The following is an 18,631-nucleotide window of genomic DNA, read 5'->3' as shown; positions in this document are numbered from 1 at the left end:
GTGACATTTCGATACAATTGCGGATCGCAATCCCGCTCTTGAGGTTCAGGGAAGGTCTGTATGCTCGAAATGTTGATGCAATGGTATCGCCGCCGTTTTAGCGACCCGGAAGCGATTGCCTTGCTGGTTATTTTGGTTGCTGGTTTTGGCATTATCTTTTTCTTTAGCGGCCTACTCGCGCCGTTGCTGGTGGCTATTGTGCTGGCCTATTTACTGGAATGGCCGACTGTCCGCCTGCAGTCTATTGGCTGTTCCCGCCCTTGGGCGACATCTATCGTGCTGATCCTGTTTGTGGGCATCCTGCTACTGATGGCGTTCGTGGTACTGCCTATCGCCTGGCAGCAGGGCATCTACTTAATCCGCGATATGCCGGGGATGCTCAATAAGCTTTCTGACTTTGCCGCCACGTTGCCGCGCCGCTATCCGGCGTTAATGGATGCGGGCATTATTGATGCAATGGCTGAAAATATGCGCAGTCGGATGCTGACCATGGGCGATTCGGTGGTGAAAATTTCCCTCGCCTCGTTGGTTGGTTTGCTGACCATTGCCGTCTATCTGGTGCTGGTGCCATTGATGGTCTTCTTCCTGCTGAAAGACAAAGAGCAGATGCTGAACGCCGTTCGCCGGGTGCTGCCGCGCAACCGTGGACTGGCAGGACAGGTGTGGAAGGAGATGAATCAACAAATCACCAACTATATCCGCGGCAAAGTGCTGGAGATGATCGTGGTAGGGATCGCCACCTGGCTGGGGTTCTTGCTCTTTGGGCTGAACTATTCGCTGCTGCTGGCGGTGCTGGTCGGCTTCTCGGTACTTATTCCGTACATTGGCGCATTTGTGGTGACCATTCCGGTGGTTGGCGTGGCGCTATTCCAGTTTGGTGCTGGCACGGAATTCTGGAGCTGCTTCGCGGTGTATCTGATTATTCAGGCGCTGGACGGCAACCTGTTAGTACCGGTGTTGTTCTCCGAAGCGGTTAACCTGCATCCTCTGGTGATTATTTTATCGGTGGTGATCTTCGGTGGTTTGTGGGGATTCTGGGGCGTATTCTTCGCTATTCCATTGGCGACGCTGATCAAAGCCGTGATTCACGCCTGGCCTGATGGGCAAATCGCGCAAGACTGACCTTCAGCGAAAAAATTTTAAACGAGTGTTGCAGGGCAGTGAGAAGATTTGAGATGTGCTGGCCGCAAGCGCAGCCAGCACGGAATGGAGCAAAGTAATCAGGCGTGTTCTTTCAGCCAGTTCAGCACAACGTCGTGGTGATTGCTGGTTTTGAAATCGTCAAAGACATGTTCGATTTTGCCATCAGCGTCAATCAGGAAGCTGATGCGATGAATACCATCGTAGGTTTTGCCCATGAAGGACTTTTCACCCCAGACGCCGAATTGTTCGCACACCTGGTGGTCCTCATCAGACAGGAGCGTAAAGTTAAGCAGCTCTTTTTCCGCAAAACGGGAGAGTTTTTCGGGTTTATCGGTGCTGATACCCAGCACATCAACGCCCGCTTTTTTCAACTCATCCATGTTATCGCGTAAGCCGCAGGCCTGTACGGTACAGCCGGGGGTCATGGCTTTCGGGTAGAAATAAACCAGAACACGCTGTCCCTGGAAGTCGGTCAAATTAACTTGTTCTCCGTCTTGATCCGGCAAGCTAAATTTCGGTGCGATATCACCGGCTTTCAGTGGATTCATTACTTAACTCCATCCTGTTCATCATGTTGGGAATAATTGACGACGTTAATACTGCCTTGTGCATTGAGTTCTGTACATAGGGCTTTGAACGCTTGCTCAATATTTGCTGCGTCCGCAGATGCGGGGCTGTGGGCAGTTATCTGAATATGCAACTGCGCAGCCCTTTCATTTTCAGCAGGTTGCGTGCGCGACACCAGCTCCGCAATGTTCATATGATGCGCGTCGAAAAGTGCTGTGAAGCGTTCAATTAAATGCGGGGAGTCTGCCACATCGACCTGAACCCAGACAGATGCTGGCATTGGCGGACGCGGACGCGCCGTCGTGCGCTTCATCACGATTAAAAGATCCAGCTCGGCACCTTTCAACGGTAACGTTGATTCAATCAGAGTAATGGCATTCCATGAACCGGAAAGCAGCATGATAAACGTGAACTCTTCTCCCAGCATCGCCAGGCGACTGTCTTCAATATTACAGCCGCAACTACTGACATGACGGGTGATGGTGTTCACTATTCCAGGGCGATCGGCACCCAACGCAGTGATCACCAGATAATGTTGCGATGACAGTGTCAAACTGGTTATTCCTTCAAGGGGTGAGTTGTTCTTAAGGAAAGCATAAAAAAAACATGCATACAACAATCAGAACGGTTCTGTCTGCTTGCTTTTAATGCCATACCAAACGTACCATTGAGACACTTGTTTGCACAGAGGATGGCCCATGTTCACGGGAAGTATTGTCGCGATTGTTACTCCGATGGATGAAAAAGGTAATGTCTGTCGGGCTAGCTTGAAAAAACTGATTGATTATCATGTCGCCAGCGGTACTTCGGCGATCGTTTCTGTTGGCACCACTGGCGAGTCCGCTACCTTAAATCATGACGAACATGCTGATGTGGTGATGATGACGCTGGAGCTGGCTGACGGGCGCATTCCGGTGATTGCCGGGACCGGTGCTAACGCTACTGCGGAAGCCATTAGCCTGACGCAGCGCTTCAATGACAGCGGTATCGTCGGCTGCCTGACGGTAACCCCTTACTACAATCGTCCGTCGCAAGAAGGTTTGTATCAGCATTTCAAAGCCATCGCTGAACATACTGACCTGCCGCAAATTCTGTATAATGTGCCGTCCCGTACTGGCTGCGATCTGCTCCCGGAAACGGTGGGCCGTCTGGCGAAAGTAAAAAATATTATCGGAATCAAAGAGGCAACAGGGAACTTAACGCGTGTAAACCAGATCAAAGAGCTGGTTTCAGATGATTTTGTTCTGCTGAGCGGCGATGATGCGAGCGCGCTGGACTTCATGCAATTAGGCGGTCATGGGGTTATTTCCGTTACGGCTAACGTCGCAGCGCGTGATATGGCCCAGATGTGCAAACTGGCAGCAGAAGGGCATTTTGCCGAGGCACGCGTTATTAATCAGCGTCTGATGCCATTACACAACAAACTATTTGTCGAACCCAATCCAATCCCGGTGAAATGGGCATGTAAGGAACTGGGTCTTGTGGCGACCGATACGCTGCGCCTGCCAATGACACCAATCACCGACAGTGGTCGTGAGACGGTCAGAGCGGCGCTTAAGCATGCCGGTTTGCTGTAAAGTTTAGGGAGATTTGATGGCTTACTCTGTTCAAAAGTCGCGCCTGGCAAAGGTTGCGGGTGTTTCGCTTGTTTTATTACTCGCTGCCTGTAGTTCTGACTCACGCTATAAGCGTCAGGTCAGTGGTGATGAAGCCTACCTGGAAGCGGCACCGCTTGCGGAGCTTCATGCCCCGGCTGGAATGATCTTGCCGGTGACCTCCGGCGATTATGCAATCCCGGTAACCAACGGTAGTGGTGCCGTCGGTAAGGCGCTGGACATTCGTCCACCAGCCCAGCCGCTGGCACTGGTTTCTGGCGCGCGTACCCAGTTCACGGGCGATACCGCTTCATTGCTGGTGGAAAATGGTCGTGGCAATACCCTGTGGCCGCAGGTGGTTAGCGTGCTGCAGGCGAAAAACTACACCATCACCCAACGTGATGATGCTGGTCAGACACTGACCACCGATTGGGTACAATGGAACCGTCTGGACGAAGACGAGCAGTATCGTGGTCGTTATCAAATCTCTGTTAAGCCGCAGGGTTATCAGCAGGCGGTTACGGTTAAACTGCTGAACCTGGAACAGGCGGGCAAACCGGTTGCAGACGCGGCTTCCATGCAGCGTTACAGCACGGAGATGATGAACGTTATTTCCGCCGGTCTGGATAAATCTGCCACTGACGCCGCGAACGCTGCGCAAAATCGTGCCTCCACCACTATGGACGTACAAAGTGCAGCTGATGACACCGGTTTACCAATGCTGGTCGTACGCGGGCCGTTCAATGTGGTTTGGCAACGTCTGCCAGCTGCGCTGGAAAAAGTGGGCATGAAAGTGACCGACAGCACCCGTTCGCAGGGCAACATGGCCGTAACTTATAAGCCGCTGTCTGACAGCGAATGGCACGAACTGGGCGCGAGCGATCCAGGTCTGGCATCCGGTGACTATAAACTGCAGGTTGGCGATTTAGATAACCGCAGCAGCCTACAGTTCATCGATCCGAAAGGTCATACTCTGACTCAGAGTCAGAACGACGCGCTGGTAGCTGTCTTCCAGGCTGCATTTAGCAAGTAAAAATACAGGGCTGGAGTCATCCGGCCCTTTTTTCTGATATGATACGCAAACGTGTGCGTCGACAGAAAAACGCGATTTTAGCGGTAATTCGCACGAAATTTGTTTGTCGGACGTAGGTCGGATAAGGCGTTCACGCCGCATCCGATAAAACATCCGGCACACCAGACAGCAAAAGATTTTAAAACGTTAATTCACACCCAGGAGTGATAAAGATGCAAAAGCAAGCTGAGTTGTATCGTGGTAAAGCGAAAACCGTATACAGCACGGAAAACCCGGACCTGTTGGTGCTCGAATTCCGCAATGATACGTCAGCAGGGGATGGCGCGCGCATTGAGCAGTTTGATCGCAAAGGTATGGTGAACAACAAGTTCAACTACTTCATTATGAGCAAACTGGCTGAAGCGGGTATCCCGACTCAAATGGAGCGTCTGCTCTCCGATACCGAATGTCTGGTGAAAAAGCTGGATATGGTGCCGGTTGAGTGTGTCGTGCGTAACCGTGCTGCTGGCTCTCTGGTGAAACGTCTTGGAATCGAAGAAGGTATTGAGCTGAACCCGCCACTGTTCGATCTGTTCCTGAAAAACGACGCCATGCACGATCCGATGGTCAACGAATCTTACTGCGAAACCTTTGGCTGGGTGAGCAAAGAGAATCTGGCGCGTATGAAAGAGCTGACCTACAAAGCGAACGACGTGCTGAAAAAACTGTTCGATGATGCAGGTCTGATTCTGGTCGACTTCAAGCTGGAGTTTGGTCTGTACAAAGGCGAAGTGGTTCTGGGCGATGAGTTCTCCCCGGACGGCAGCCGCCTGTGGGACAAAGAAACGCTGGAGAAAATGGATAAAGACCGTTTCCGCCAGAGCCTCGGTGGCCTGATCGAAGCCTATGAAGCCGTTGCCCGCCGCCTGGGTGTACAGCTGGACTGATTTTTCTATTCATCATCTTGCCGTGCTGCTGGCACGGCAAGACAACCGCTCTCATAAGATGAGTATTGAACGCTCATTCCTCCGCCATTTCATCCCGCTTTCCTGTGGTAATCTTCCTCTGAACCACCTACGATCATTTCTATAATGAATATAATGTTGAGGTATCTATGCGTTGGCAAGGGCGACGTGAAAGTGACAATGTTGAAGACAGGCGCAATAGCTCCGGCGGTCCGTCAATGGGCGGTCCCGGTTTTCGCCTGCCAAGCGGTAAAGGCGGGCTGATTTTACTGATAGTCGTGCTGGTTGCAGGCTACTATGGCGTTGATTTAACCGGGTTGATGACCGGACAGCCGGTTTCCCAACAGCAATCAACGCGGTCAATTAGCCCTAATGAAGACGAAGCCGCAAAATTCACCTCGGTGATTCTGGCAACCACGGAAGACACCTGGGGACAGCAATTCGAGAAGATGGGTAAAACCTATCAGCAACCGAAGCTGGTCATGTACCGTGGAATGACGCGTACCGGCTGCGGGGCGGGCCAGTCCATAATGGGGCCATTCTATTGCCCGGCGGATGGCACAGTTTATATCGATCTCTCCTTCTATGATGACATGAAAGACAAACTTGGCGCGGATGGCGATTTTGCCCAGGGGTACGTTATCGCTCATGAAGTCGGTCATCATGTGCAGAAACTGTTAGGCATCGAGCCGAAAGTTCGTCAACTGCAACAAAACGCGACGCAGGCGGAAGTAAACCGCTTATCTGTGCGTATGGAACTCCAGGCCGACTGTTTTGCCGGTGTCTGGGGGCATAGTATGCAGCAGCAAGGTGTTCTGGAAACCGGCGATCTGGAAGAGGCGCTGAACGCGGCGCAGGCCATCGGCGATGACCGTTTACAACAGCAAAGTCAGGGGCGAGTAGTACCAGACAGTTTCACTCATGGCACTTCTCAGCAACGCTATAGCTGGTTTAAACGTGGTTTCGACAGCGGCGATCCGGCACAATGCAATACTTTTGGTAAAAGCATTTAACTTCCGGGGCAGGGATGGCTGAACTGACTGCGCTTCACACATTAACAGCGCAAATGAAACTTGAAGGGATCCGCCGCTTGCTGGTGTTGAGCGGGGAAGAGCGTTGGTGTTTTGATCATGCGCTTAAGTTGCGTGATGCCTTACCTGGCGACTGGCTGTGGATTTCGCCGCAGCCAGATGCTGAAAACCACTGTTCTCCCTCGGCACTACAAACTTTACTTGGGCGCGAGTTCCGGCATGCGGTATTCGACGCCCGCTACGGCTTTGATGCCGCTGCCTTTGCGGCACTTAGCGGAACGTTGAAAGCGGGAAGCTGGCTGGTGTTGTTACTCCCTGTATGGGATGAGTGGGAAAACCAACCTGATGCCGACTCGCTGCGCTGGAGTGATTGCCCTGACCCTATTGCGACGCCGCATTTTGTCCTGCACCTCAAACGTGTACTTACGGCGAATAACGACGCTATCCTCTGGCGGCAAAACCAGCCGTTCTCGTTGGCGCATTTTACTCCCCGTACTGACTGGCACCCCGCTACCGGCGCACCACAACCAGAACAACAGCAACTCTTACAGCAGCTACTGACCATGCCGCCGGGCGTGGCAGCGGTAACGGCTGCGCGTGGGCGCGGTAAATCGGCGCTGGCAGGGCAACTCATTTCTCGTATTGCGGGTAGTGCGATTGTCACCGCGCCCGCAAAAGCGGCAACGGATGTACTGGCACAATTTGCGGGCGAGAAGTTTCGCTTTATTGCACCGGATGCCTTGTTAGCCAGCGATGAACAAGCCGACTGGCTGGTGGTCGATGAAGCCGCAGCCATACCTGCGCCGTTGTTGCATCAACTGGTATCGCGTTTTCCTCGAACGTTGTTAACCACTACGGTGCAGGGCTACGAAGGCACCGGACGTGGTTTTTTGCTGAAATTTTGCGCTCGCTTTCCGCATTTACACCGTTTTGAACTACAACAGCCGATCCGTTGGGCGCAGGGATGCCCGCTGGAAAAAATGGTTAGTGAGGCACTGGTGTTTGACGATGAAAACTTCACCCATACACCACAAGGCAATATCGTTATTTCCGCATTTGAACAGACGTTATGGCGAAGCGAGCCAGAAACGCCGTTAAAGGTTTATCAATTATTGTCTGGTGCGCACTACCGGACTTCGCCGCTGGATTTACGCCGCATGATGGATGCACCAGGTCAACATTTTTTACAGGCGGCTGGCGAAAACGAGATTGCCGGAGCGCTGTGGCTGGTGGATGAGGGTGGATTATCTCAAGAACTCAGTCAGGCGGTATGGGCGGGTTATCGTCGTCCACGGGGCAATCTGGTGGCTCAATCGCTGGCGGCGCACGGCAGCAATCCACTGGCGGCGACATTGCGCGGACGGCGGGTCAGCCGGATAGCAGTTCATCCGGCGCGTCAGCGGGAAGGCACAGGGCGGCAACTTATTGCTGGTGCTTTGCAATATACGCAGGACCTCGACTATCTTTCGGTGAGTTTTGGTTACACCGGGGAATTATGGCGTTTCTGGCAACGCTGCGGTTTTGTGCTGGTGCGAATGGGTAATCATCGTGAAGCCAGCAGCGGTTGCTATACGGCGATGGCACTGTTACCGATGAGTGATGCGGGTAAACAGCTGGCTGAACGTGAGCATTACCATTTACGTCGCGATGCGCAAGCTCTCGCGCAGTGGAATGGCGAAATGCTTCCTGTTGATCCACTAAACGATGCCGTCCTTTCTGACGACGACTGGCTTGAACTGGCCGGTTTTGCTTTCGCTCATCGTCCGCTATTAACGTCGTTAGGTTGCTTAATGCGTCTGTTACAAACCAGCGAACTGGCATTACCGGCGCTGCGTGGGCGTTTACAGAAAAACGCCAGTGACGCGCAGTTATGTACCACACTTAAACTTTCAGGCCGTAAGCTGTTACTGGTTCGCCAGCGGGAAGAGGCCGCGCAGGCGCTATTCGCACTTGATGATGTTCGCACTGAGCGTCTGCGCGATCGCATAACGCAATGGCAATTTTTTCACTGACTCCTTCAATTTTCTCCCATGGTCATTGTGAGTCAGCGGCGTAAAATTAATGACATCAGTTAAGGAGTTCGCCATGAAACATGACCATTTTGTTGTTCAAAGCCCGGATAAACCAGCACAACAGTTGTTACTGCTTTTCCACGGTGTCGGGGATAACCCGGTGGCAATGGGGGAAATAGGCAGCTGGTTTGCGCCGCTGTTTCCTGATGCGCTGGTGGTGAGTGTCGGTGGCGCGGAGCCGAGCGGTAATCCGGCGGGGCGTCAGTGGTTTTCGGTGCAGGGTATTACGGAAGATAATCGCCAGGCGCGTGTGGATGCCATCATGCCGACGTTTATTGAGACGGTGCGCTACTGGCAGAAACAAAGCGGAGTAGGGGCTAACGCCACGGCGCTAATCGGTTTCTCACAAGGCGCGATTATGGCGCTGGAGAGCATTAAAGCCGAACCGGGCCTTGCTTCGCGCGTCATTGCCTTCAACGGACGCTACGCGAGCCTGCCGGAAACCGCGTCTACAGCCACAACAATTCACTTGATTCATGGCGGTGAAGATCCGGTTATCGATCTGGCGCATGCGGTTGCGGCGCAGGAAGCGTTAATCAGTGCCGGTGGCGATGTGACGCTGGATATCGTGGAGGATTTAGGCCATGCGATCGACAATCGCAGTATGCAATTAGCCCTGGATCACTTGCGTTATACCATTCCGAAACATTATTTCGACGAAGCGCTAAGCGGCGGTAAGCCTGGCGATGATGATGTGATTGAAATGATGTAATAATAGCCGGGTAGGTCTGATAAGACTGTATCAGGCATCATGGCCGGATGCGGCGTTAACGCCTTATCCGGCCACTTAGCTTACTTCTTCGGTTGATCCTTTTTCGGCCAGTCGTCGTCATCGTCCCACTTATCGTTGAAATCACGATGCGGGGGAAGCTCCGGCTTGTTGGCGAGAAATTTCTTATGGTCGACGCGCTTGAGATCTTTAATCACGTTCAGCAGGACGCCTACCAAAAAGACAATCACCAGAATCCACCAATATTTAGCCAGCCAGTCCATGCTTATTTCCTCTTGCAGAACCACTCATCAGGCGACGAGCTGTTCCATGATACGTTGATACATACGGGCAAGTAGCTGCAGGTCGGCAGCGTTCACACATTCATTAATTTTATGAATCGTGGCATTGACCGGCCCGAGTTCCACCACCTGCGCCCCCATGCGGGCAATAAAGCGCCCGTCGGACGTTCCGCCTGTGGTCAGTAGCTGCGGTTTAATTTCATTATAGTGCTCAACCGCGTTAACGACCGCATCCACCAGTTTACCGCGCGCGGTCAAAAATGGCTGCCCGGAAAGCCACCAATCCACCGTATAGCGCAGTTGATATTTTTCAAGCAGGGCAAGCACCTGCGCTTTGATCATCTCATCCGTCAGTTCGGTGCTAAAGCGGAAGTTAAACTGCACAAACAGTTCACCTGGAATAACGTTGTTACTGCCCGTTCCCGCCTGAATATTGGCAATCTGCATACTGGTCGCCGGGAAGAATTCATTACCCTGATCCCACTCAATAGCCACTAATTCATTAATGAAAGGTGCTGCGCGATGTACCGGATTGTCAGCCAGATGTGGGTAGGCAACATGCCCCTGAACGCCATGAATGGTAAGGTTGCAGGTTAACGATCCGCGACGACCATTTTTCACCACATCACCTACCACTTCGATACTCGACGGTTCGCCAACCAGACAGTAATCGAGACGCTCATTACGCGCCATTAACGCTTCGACGACTTTTACCGTACCATTGTGGGCACTAGCTTCTTCATCAGAGGTGATCAGAAATGCCAGTCGCCCCGTATGGTTGGGATGTTGTGCGACAAAGCGTTCTGCCGCTACCACCATCGCCGCCAGCGAGCCTTTCATATCTGCCGCACCGCGCCCGAATAACATGCCGTCACGAATGGTTGGTTCAAACGGTGGATTGATCCAACGGTCGGCGTCGCCAGGCGGCACCACGTCGGTATGCCCGGCAAAGGCTAACGTTTCACCCTGTCCACGCCATGCCCAAAAATTCTGCGTATCGGCAAAGTCCATGCGTTCAACGGTAAAACCGATCGCCTGCAAACGTTCAATCAACAAAGCCTGGCATCCTGCGTCATCAGGACTCAGGGAAGGGCGGCGAATAAGCTGTTGTGTCAGCTCAATAACCGGGCACGACATAGACTACACCTCATGGAAAAATTGCTGATAACTGGATTCACTGAAACCCAGCAGCATAGGCTTACCAGGCGCGCAGAGCAATGGACGTTTGATAATTGCAGGCATTTCAGTCATTAATGTCGCCGCAGAGGCCGCATCGGTGATTTTATTGCGGGTGGTTTCGTCCAGTTTACGCCAGGTTGTACCACGGGTGTTGAGTAACGCTTCCCAGCCTAATTCGTTGATAAAACCGTTCAATAATTCGCTGTCCAATCCATCGACGCGGTAATCATGAAAACGATAGTCGATGTTATTGGCTTCCAGCCAACGGCGAGCCTTTTTAATGGTGTCACAATTTTTGATGCCGTAAAGTGTAACCATAATGAATCCTTTTTCGATTTATGAGAATAAATACTCATTTAAGGGTGAAAACATTTTGCCTGCAAATGATCATCAGGAAATATAACATTATCGAAGTGTTCAAATTAACAACTATTAAATAATATTAAACATTTTTAACGTAAACATTAAGAATATTCATCTTGTTATCTGTCTGTATTTTAACCAGAATTAAATCAGTATTAGATGCCGTATGAATATCTCGAAATGTTGCTGTGTATCACATACAAATCATCACTGCAGGACCATAGTATTTACATAAGGTTTGTCCCCCGGAGGTAGTCATCGCAGCAATCGAGTAAATTAGCTTCACCACGGTATATTGTTTCCGTAGAATACCCATAATTATAAGAGAGGTTGTTATGATTGAACGTGAACTGGGGAACTGGAAAGACTTTATCGAAGTTATGCTTCGTAAGTAATTCCTGAGACAAAGTACAAACAGCAAGAACCCGCTGAGCAGGTTCTTAATCGGAAAGTTGAAAAAGGCGACACATTGGCATGTCGCCTTTTTTATTGCTTATTCCGGGCGCGGCTTCAGCGGGAATCGGCGGCGCACCAGCACAAAGAACAGCGGCACGAAGTAAATAGCCAGAATAGTGGCCGAAATCATCCCGCCCATTACGCCAGTACCCACCGCATGCTGACCACCGGAACCGGCACCCGTGCTGGTTGCCATTGGCAATACGCCGAAGATAAATGCCAGCGAGGTCATCAGAATCGGGCGTAAACGCTGACGGCAGGCGTGGAGCGTCGCTTCAAACAGGTCGTGGCCTTTTTGGTTCATCTCGTTAGCAAACTCGACGATCAGGATGGCGTTTTTCGCCGATAAACCAATGACCGTTAACAGGCCCACCTGGAAGTAAACGTCGTTTTCCAGCCCGCGCATCCAGGTTGCCAGCAGCGCGCCGATAACCCCCAGCGGCACGACCAGCATTACCGAGAACGGCACCGACCAGCTTTCATACAATGCCGCCAGACACAGGAATACCACCAGCAAGGAAATGGCGTACAGCGCCGGAGCCTGCGCGCCGGAAAGCCGCTCCTGATACGACATCGCCGTCCACTCCAGACCAAAGCCGTTTGGCAACTGCTTCACTAACGATTCCATAATATCCATCGCCGTACCGGTACTGACCCCCGGTGCGGCTTCCCCAACAATCTCAACCGCAGAATAACCATTATAGCGTTCCAGACGCGGTGAGCCTGTCTCCCAGCGTGAGGTCGCGAAAGCAGAGAAGGGCACCATGCCGCCATCTTTATTTCGGACATACCAGAGATTGATGTCATCTGGCAGCATGCGATACGGCGCAGCTGCCTGCACATAGACTTTCTTCACGCGACCGCGATCCATAAAGTCATTCACATAGCTCGAACCCCAGGCGGTTTGCAGTGTGTCGTTAATATCGTCGATAGCAACGCCCAGCGCCTGAGCTTTACGCTGGTCGATATCAATCTGCAACTGCGGACTGTCGTCGAGGCCGTTATGGCGCACACGGGTTAGCTCCGGGTTTTCCGCTGCCAGCGCCAGCAACTGGTTTCGTGCTGCCATCAGCGCATCGTGACCCGCTCCAGCGTGGTCCTGCAACTCCATATCAAAACCCGCAGAACTACCAAGACCGCTAATTGCTGGCGGGCTGCTGGCGATAACGCGAGCTTCTTTAATCTTGTTAAACGCCTTCGTTGCACGCTCGATAATGGCAAACGAGGTGCCGGTCTTACTGTCGCGTTCGCTCCAGTCTTTCAGGCGGATAAACATTCGCGCCACGTTTTGCCCGTTCCCCCCAGGGCCAGAACCCACGGTGGCAAACACCGACATGATGTTGTCTTTTTCATGGGTGAAGTAATATTTCTCGATTTGCTCAACGACTTTCAGGGTCTGTTGCTGGGTTGAACCGCTGGGCAACTGTACCGAGGTAGTAAACATGCCACGGTCTTCCAGCGGTAAGAACGACGTCGGCAAACGCAGGAACAGGAACACCATGCCGCCAAGCAGCAGGACATAAATCACAATCCAGCGCAGGCTACGGTGGAGAATTTTCGCCACCCCTTTTTCGTAGCGTTCGGCGTTGCGGTTAAACATCTGGTTAAACCAGGCAAAAAAGCCTTTTTGCCCGTGATGCTCACCTTTTTTCAGTGGCTTAAGTAGCGTGGCACACAGAGCAGGAGTGAGGATCATCGCTACCAGTACTGACAGCACCATCGCCGCAACAATGGTAATAGAGAACTGGCGATAGATGGCACCGGTGGTGCCGCCGAAGAAGGCCATTGGCACAAATACCGCCGAAAGCACCATCGCAATCCCGACCAGTGCCCCCTGGATCTGCCCCATCGATTTACGTGTGGCTTCGCGAGGAGTGAGTCCTTCCTCACTCATAATACGTTCGACGTTTTCCACCACCACGATGGCATCATCCACCAGCAGACCGATCGCCAGCACCATCGCGAACATGGTTAAGGTGTTGACACTGTAACCGAAGGCGTAAAGCACGGAGAAGGTTCCCATCAACACCACCGGCACGGCTATAGTGGGTATCAGCGTGGCGCGGAAGTTTTGCAGGAACAGATACATAACGAGGAAAACCAGGGCGATAGCTTCCAGAAGCGTTTTCACCACGTCTTCAATGGAGGCTTTAACAAACGAGGTGGTTTCATACGCCACCTTGTATTCCAGTCCGTGTGGAAAATACTGCGCCAGCTCGTCGAGACGATTGAGCACCAGCTCCGCTGTCGCCATTTCGTTCGCGCCGGAGGCCAGTTTAACCCCCAGCCCGGAGGCTGGCTTACCATTGAAGCGGCTAAGATAATCGTATTTCTCCGCCCCCATTTCGACGGTGGTGACATCGCCCAGCCTTACCTCTGAGCCGTCCTGATTCACCCGCAAGGTGATATCGCGGAACTGTTCTGGTGTTTGCAGCAGTGACTGGGCGTTAATGGTGGCGTTGAGCGCCTGCTTATCGACGGAAGGCGTACCACCAAGTTGCCCAACCGCAATCTGCGCGTTCTGTGATTCAATGGCATCGGTGACATCTTTAGCCGTCATCTGGAAACTGTTGAGTTTCGCCGGGTCCAGCCAGATACGCATGGAATATTGCGAACCATAGGCATCGATATCCCCGACGCCATTCACGCGGCTTAACGGGTCCTGAATATTACTGGCAACATAATCGGCAATATCCTGCTTATCCATCGAACCATCGGTAGAGACGAAGGCAATGGTCAGAATGTTGGTATCGCCGGTTTTACGCACCGTCACGCCCTGATTTTGCACCGCCTGCGGTAACTTTCGCATGGCTGATTGCAGCTGGTTTTGTACTTGCTGCACGGCTTCGTCCGGATCGGTGCCTGCTTTAAAACTTAACGTGACAGATGCCTGACCGGTGCCGCTGCTCTGAGATGACATATACATCAGATTATCGAGGCCCGTCATATTTTGCTCGATAACCTGGGTCACGGTGTTTTCCAGCGTCTGGGCCGATGCGCCGGGATAGTTAGCGGTCACTCGCACATTCGGTGGCGCGAGATCGGGGTATTGTTCAACGGGCAATGAAAAAATCGCCAGGGTACCTGTCAGACACAACAGGATTGCCAGCACCCAGGCAAAAATGGGGCGATCAATAAAGAAATTCGCCATTAAAAGAGGACCTCGTGTTTCTGCGTATCGTTGTAGGCTTGGCTTGCTTCACTGTAGCGGCAAGGTACGAGCCAATCGTGGAGAAAAAAAGGAGTTAATGTAAATTATCATGCCCTTTTATACTGAACCTTAAGTGCCACTATTCTTTGGTCAATAAGAGGCATTACATCAGCTGACTTTCCTCACCCTCCGCAGAGCGAAAGCTAATACTCACTAACGTGCCGCCGCCGGAAGGTTGTGAAAAAGTCAGCGTCCCACCCAATCTTTCCGCGCGTTCGCGCATGATATTCAGACCATAATGGCCTTCGGGTTCTTTCGGTTCACCGATGCCAATCCCGTTGTCGCGAATATAGACTGTGTGATTGCCATCCGGCGCGGTGACGCAGCTAACGGCGATTTCGCTGGCGTTGGCGTGCTTCATCGCATTCAGCACCGCTTCGCGAATAATTTGCAACAAATGCACCTGCATTTGCGCATCCAGCGCCAGGGTTGGCAGACGGCAGTCGAGGGTCAGTTTGGCGCTGGTTTGATTTTGTAACGTATCCAGCATTTCCCTCAACGCGGAGGGGAGATCCGCCTGCTGCAGCGTCAGGCGGAAAGTAGTCAACAGCTCGCGTAACTGCCGATAAGCATCATTCAACGCCTGGGAAAAATCGGCCATGATACTTTGTGCGGTGGCGTTATCTTCCGGTATCGAACGCTTCAGTAACGTCAACTGGATACGTAAGTAAGAAAGTACCTGAGCCAGCGAGTCGTGCAATTCGCGGGCGATGGTCGCACGTTCTTCCATCAACAATAACTGCTGAAAATGCTTCTGCGCCTGATTAAAGTACAAACCGCGTCCCAGCATCGACGAAACGCTGTTAAGCAGCGGTTCTGATGATGAAACGTGACTATTTTGCCAGTGCAGTTCGCCGTAAACCGTCTCTTGCATTGTCACCGGTAAAATCTGCATCGGCAATTCCGGGTTTGGCTGCCCTTCGCTAATCCGCCAGTTGTCACCGACATTTAACTCCAGATATTCAGCCGCTTCATTGTCGCGAACAATCTGCAAAATATGGCGGAAACAATGCACATCAATCTGGCTGGTGTTTAGCGCCTGCGAACACTGATACAACACCTCCAGACGACGCTTGGCCTCGTGGAGATCGCGGGTCTTTTCTTCTACTGACGCCTCCAGCGAACGGTACAATTTATGCAGCTCGCTCGACATCTGGTTAAAGGTTTTTGCAAGCAGGCCAAGCTCATTCGGCAGGCTGGTATCCAGCGGCGGCGAGTCGAACTGCCCGTGTTCAATACGCTGACTGGCGGTAACCAGCTGATTCAGCGGGGCAACCACCTGATGGCGTATGCGGCGCAAAGTAAAAAAGACCAGCGTGAAAATACCGATGCCGCCAGCCAGGGAAATTGCCACCACCAGCAGCATTTTGCGTTCAGCGTAGTGCTGTAAAGCCAGCACGAACAGGTCTATCTGATTAACATAATTATTAATATTGGCCTGATACCACGGCAAGTCGCCCTTGCTGAGCCGATTATTCATCTCCAGCCAGTTGGCATTCAGATGCGCATAGCGGGTTTTTACTGCCTCTGGCACATACCAGACGTTGAGATTGGTTAATACCGGTGAATGCAGTGCCTGCTGAAATAACTGGCGATGTGCATTGAGTTGTGGACTGCCACTTTGCAAGTCGTAGCCCAGGCGGTAACTCTGCATACGCAGCGATCCGGCAATATTGATAGCCTCAGCGTCGCGTAAACTGCTCGCCAGCGTTAGCAGAGCGATACCCGTGGAAAGAATCGACAGCAGCACAATGTAAAAAAAGGCCCGGGCCAGACTGGCCGAGACGGGTCGTTTAACAATCACACGCGTCTTCTCCACAAAAAATCATTAATGTTCCAGTTCGCTGAAACGAAATTTAGTCAGTGATGGGATTATTTGATCTGCCACAGTTTATAGCGAAATAGTTACTTATTCTGGGCACATGAACATTGCCGATTCCCCTGTAAGTCGGGTAATAACAACACTCATATAAAGAATAAGGTTTTTACAACCAAAAAAGAAGGTCGTTATGAATCGTTTTATTATGGCCAACAGTCAGCAATGTCTGGGTTGTCATGCTTGTGAAATCGCCTGTGTCATGGCTCACAATGACGAGCAACATGTCCTGAGCCAACACCATTTTCATCCCCGAATTACGGTTATCAAACATCAGCAGCAACGTAGTGCAGTGACCTGTCACCATTGTGAAGATGCGCCCTGCGCCCGTAGCTGCCCTAATGGCGCAATCAGCCACGTTGATGACAGCATTCAGGTCAATCAGCAAAAGTGTATTGGCTGTAAATCCTGCGTGGTGGCCTGTCCATTTGGTACGATGCAAATCGTTCTGACACCCGTTGCGGTAGGAAAAGTAAAAGCCACGGCGCATAAATGCGACCTTTGTGCAGGGCGCGAAAACGGTCCTGCCTGTGTCGAAAATTGCCCGGCGGACGCGCTGCAACTGGTCACTGACGCCGCACTCTCCGGCATGGCGAAATCCCGCCGCTTGCGCACCGCACGTCAGGAACATCAACCGTGGCATGCCAGTACCGCGGCGCAAGAAATGCCGGTAATGAGTAAAGTCGAGCAAATGCAGGCAACGCCCGCGCGTGGCGAGCCAGATAAACTGGCGATTGAAGCGCGCAAAACCGGTTTTGATGAAATTTATCTGCCATTCCGTGCCGATCAGGCACAACGGGAAGCCTCGCGCTGCCTTAAGTGCGGCGAGCACAGCGTTTGTGAATGGACCTGCCCGCTGCATAACCATATACCGCAGTGGATTGAACTGGTGAAAGCCGGAAACATCGACGCCGCCGTCGAGCTTTCTCACCAGACCAACACCCTGCCGGAAATTACCGGACGCGTTTGCCCGCAAGACCGTTTGTGTGAAGGTGCCTGTACTATTCGCGATGAGCACGGCGCAGTAACTATCGGTAACATTGAACGCTACATTTCAGATCAGGCGTTGGCGAAAGGTTGGCGTCCTGACTTAAGCCATGTCACCAAAGTGGACAAGCGGGTGGCGATTATCGGTGCGGGTCCGGCAGGGCTGGCCTGTGCAGATGTTCTCACCCGCAATGGCGTGGCGGTGACGGTGTACGATCGCCATCCAGAAATCGGTGGCTTGCTCACTTTCGGCATTCCTTCTTTCAAACTGGATAAATCCCTGCTGGCACGCCGTCGGGAAATCTTCAGCGCGATGGGGATTCACTTCGAACTCAATTGTGAAGTGGGTAAAGATGTCTCTTTGAATTCGCTTTTGGAACAATACGACGCGGTCTTCGTTGGCGTAGGCACTTACCGTTCCATGAAAGCGGGTTTACCCAATGAAGATGCGCCGGGCGTTTATGACGCGCTGCCGTTCCTCATCGCCAATACTAAACAGGTGATGGGACTCGAAGAGCTACCGGAAGAGCCGTTTATCAATACTGCCGGACTTAACGTCGTGGTACTGGGCGGCGGCGACACCGCGATGGACTGTGTGCGTACTGCGCTGCGCCACGGCGCGAGTAACGTCACCTGCGCTTATCGTCGTGATGAAGCTAACATGCCAGGCTCGAAGAAAGAGGTGAAGAACGCCCGTGAAGAGGGGGCCAACTTCGAATTTAACGTCCAGCCGGTGGCGCTTGAACTGAATGAACAAGGTCACGTCTGCAGGATTCGTTTCCTGCGCACGCGTCTTGGCGAGCCGGACGCCCAGGGACGTCGGCGTCCAGTGCCGGTGGAAGGCAGTGAATTTGTCATGCCAGCCGATGCGGTGATTATGGCGTTTGGCTTCAATCCGCACGGGATGCCGTGGCTGGAGTCGCACGGTGTAACGGTAGACAAATGGGGCCGCATCATCGCGGATGTGGAAAGCCAGTACCGTTACCAGACCACGAATCCGAAAATCTTCGCCGGTGGTGACGCCGTGCGTGGTGCGGATCTGGTGGTTACCGCAATGGCAGAAGGACGTCATGCGGCACAGGGGATCATTGACTGGCTGGGCGTAAAATCAGTCAAATCTCACTGATAGCCTGCGCAGACAAACCCGACTTCACAGCGTAAGA

16 protein-coding genes are annotated in these 18,631 nt (G+C 52.4%); 9 read left to right on the top strand and 7 right to left on the bottom strand.

All coding sequences use genetic code 11. The annotated features are described in order from the left end of the window. Positions 1-60: 60 nt before the first annotated feature. The gene (locus ACJHYO_RS16470; protein WP_000892033.1) at positions 61-1,122 is read left to right on the top strand and encodes an AI-2E family transporter; all 1,062 of its coding nucleotides are present in this window, start codon (positions 61-63) and stop codon (positions 1,120-1,122) included. Between the two features lie 98 nt (positions 1,123-1,220). Here ACJHYO_RS16470 and bcp read toward each other — a convergent pair whose 3' ends face one another. Together bcp and ACJHYO_RS16460 are read right to left on the bottom strand one after the other, a co-directional pair. Beyond that, the gene (bcp, locus tag ACJHYO_RS16465) at positions 1,221-1,691 is read right to left on the bottom strand and encodes a thioredoxin-dependent thiol peroxidase (protein WP_001068682.1); all 471 of its coding nucleotides are present in this window, start codon (positions 1,689-1,691) and stop codon (positions 1,221-1,223) included. Then, positions 1,691-2,263: a glycine cleavage system transcriptional repressor gene (locus tag ACJHYO_RS16460; protein ID WP_000176187.1), complete on the bottom strand. Its 573-nt coding sequence runs from the start codon at positions 2,261-2,263 to the stop codon at positions 1,691-1,693. The genes bcp and ACJHYO_RS16460 overlap by 1 nt, the downstream gene beginning before the upstream one ends. Positions 2,264-2,408: 145 nt before the next feature. On the opposite strand from ACJHYO_RS16460, the gene dapA reads away from it, so the two are divergent. From dapA to ypfH, 6 genes are all read left to right on the top strand, one after another. Beyond that, entirely contained in the window at positions 2,409-3,287 is an 879-nt protein-coding gene (gene dapA / locus ACJHYO_RS16455; RefSeq protein ID WP_001295469.1) for a 4-hydroxy-tetrahydrodipicolinate synthase, read from the top strand. Between the two features lie 16 nt (positions 3,288-3,303). Beyond that, entirely contained in the window at positions 3,304-4,338 is a 1,035-nt protein-coding gene (bamC, locus tag ACJHYO_RS16450) for an outer membrane protein assembly factor BamC (protein WP_001296286.1), read from the top strand. Between the two features lie 212 nt (positions 4,339-4,550). Then, positions 4,551-5,264, top strand: a complete 714-nt coding sequence (gene purC / locus ACJHYO_RS16445) for a phosphoribosylaminoimidazolesuccinocarboxamide synthase (RefSeq protein ID WP_001295467.1) — start codon at positions 4,551-4,553, stop codon at positions 5,262-5,264. A 167-nt stretch (positions 5,265-5,431) separates the two neighbouring features. Next, positions 5,432-6,295: a neutral zinc metallopeptidase gene (locus tag ACJHYO_RS16440; protein WP_001267498.1), complete on the top strand. Its 864-nt coding sequence runs from the start codon at positions 5,432-5,434 to the stop codon at positions 6,293-6,295. Between the two features lie 14 nt (positions 6,296-6,309). Continuing rightward, the gene (gene tmcA / locus ACJHYO_RS16435) at positions 6,310-8,325 is read left to right on the top strand and encodes a tRNA cytosine(34) acetyltransferase TmcA (protein ID WP_085455464.1); all 2,016 of its coding nucleotides are present in this window, start codon (positions 6,310-6,312) and stop codon (positions 8,323-8,325) included. Between the two features lie 73 nt (positions 8,326-8,398). Continuing rightward, positions 8,399-9,097, top strand: coding sequence for an esterase (ypfH, locus tag ACJHYO_RS16430; protein WP_000679819.1), 699 nt, complete (start codon positions 8,399-8,401; stop codon positions 9,095-9,097). A gap of 80 nt (positions 9,098-9,177) precedes the next feature. Here the strand turns inward: ypfH and ACJHYO_RS16425 are convergent, their stop codons facing one another. Genes ACJHYO_RS16425 through ACJHYO_RS16415 form a run of 3 tightly spaced genes read right to left on the bottom strand, consistent with a single transcriptional unit; the run spans position 9,178 to position 10,893 of the window. Continuing rightward, positions 9,178-9,378, bottom strand: coding sequence for a YpfN family protein (locus tag ACJHYO_RS16425; protein ID WP_000383836.1), 201 nt, complete (start codon positions 9,376-9,378; stop codon positions 9,178-9,180). A 27-nt stretch (positions 9,379-9,405) separates the two neighbouring features. Beyond that, entirely contained in the window at positions 9,406-10,533 is a 1,128-nt protein-coding gene (dapE, locus tag ACJHYO_RS16420) for a succinyl-diaminopimelate desuccinylase (protein ID WP_021513746.1), read from the bottom strand. 3 nt (positions 10,534-10,536) lie between these two features. Continuing rightward, entirely contained in the window at positions 10,537-10,893 is a 357-nt protein-coding gene (locus tag ACJHYO_RS16415; RefSeq protein WP_000258253.1) for an ArsC family reductase, read from the bottom strand. Between the two features lie 380 nt (positions 10,894-11,273). On the opposite strand from ACJHYO_RS16415, the gene ypfM reads away from it, so the two are divergent. Then, complete coding sequence (gene ypfM / locus ACJHYO_RS16410; RefSeq protein ID WP_001386977.1) at positions 11,274-11,333, top strand: protein YpfM; 60 nt, start codon at positions 11,274-11,276, stop codon at positions 11,331-11,333. Positions 11,334-11,431: 98 nt separating this feature from the next. Here ypfM and acrD read toward each other — a convergent pair whose 3' ends face one another. Both acrD and narQ read right to left on the bottom strand, forming a co-directional pair. Further along, on the bottom strand, positions 11,432-14,545 hold the full coding sequence (gene acrD, locus ACJHYO_RS16405) for a multidrug efflux RND transporter permease AcrD (RefSeq protein WP_094258969.1): 3,114 nt from the start codon (positions 14,543-14,545) through the stop codon (positions 11,432-11,434). A 163-nt stretch (positions 14,546-14,708) separates the two neighbouring features. Continuing rightward, entirely contained in the window at positions 14,709-16,409 is a 1,701-nt protein-coding gene (gene narQ / locus ACJHYO_RS16400) for a nitrate/nitrite two-component system sensor histidine kinase NarQ (RefSeq protein ID WP_001296285.1), read from the bottom strand. A gap of 205 nt (positions 16,410-16,614) precedes the next feature. Between narQ and aegA the strand changes: the two genes are divergently transcribed. Beyond that, a complete protein-coding gene (gene aegA, locus ACJHYO_RS16395; protein ID WP_001078897.1) occupies positions 16,615-18,594 on the top strand; it encodes a formate-dependent uric acid utilization protein AegA in 1,980 nt (659 codons plus the stop codon). Positions 18,595-18,631 lie beyond the last annotated feature (37 nt).

Source organism: Escherichia sp. WS1118, assembly GCF_046487695.1.
Lineage (GTDB): Bacteria > Pseudomonadota > Gammaproteobacteria > Enterobacterales > Enterobacteriaceae > Escherichia > Escherichia coli.
This window is presented reverse-complemented; position numbering and strand designations above follow the sequence as displayed.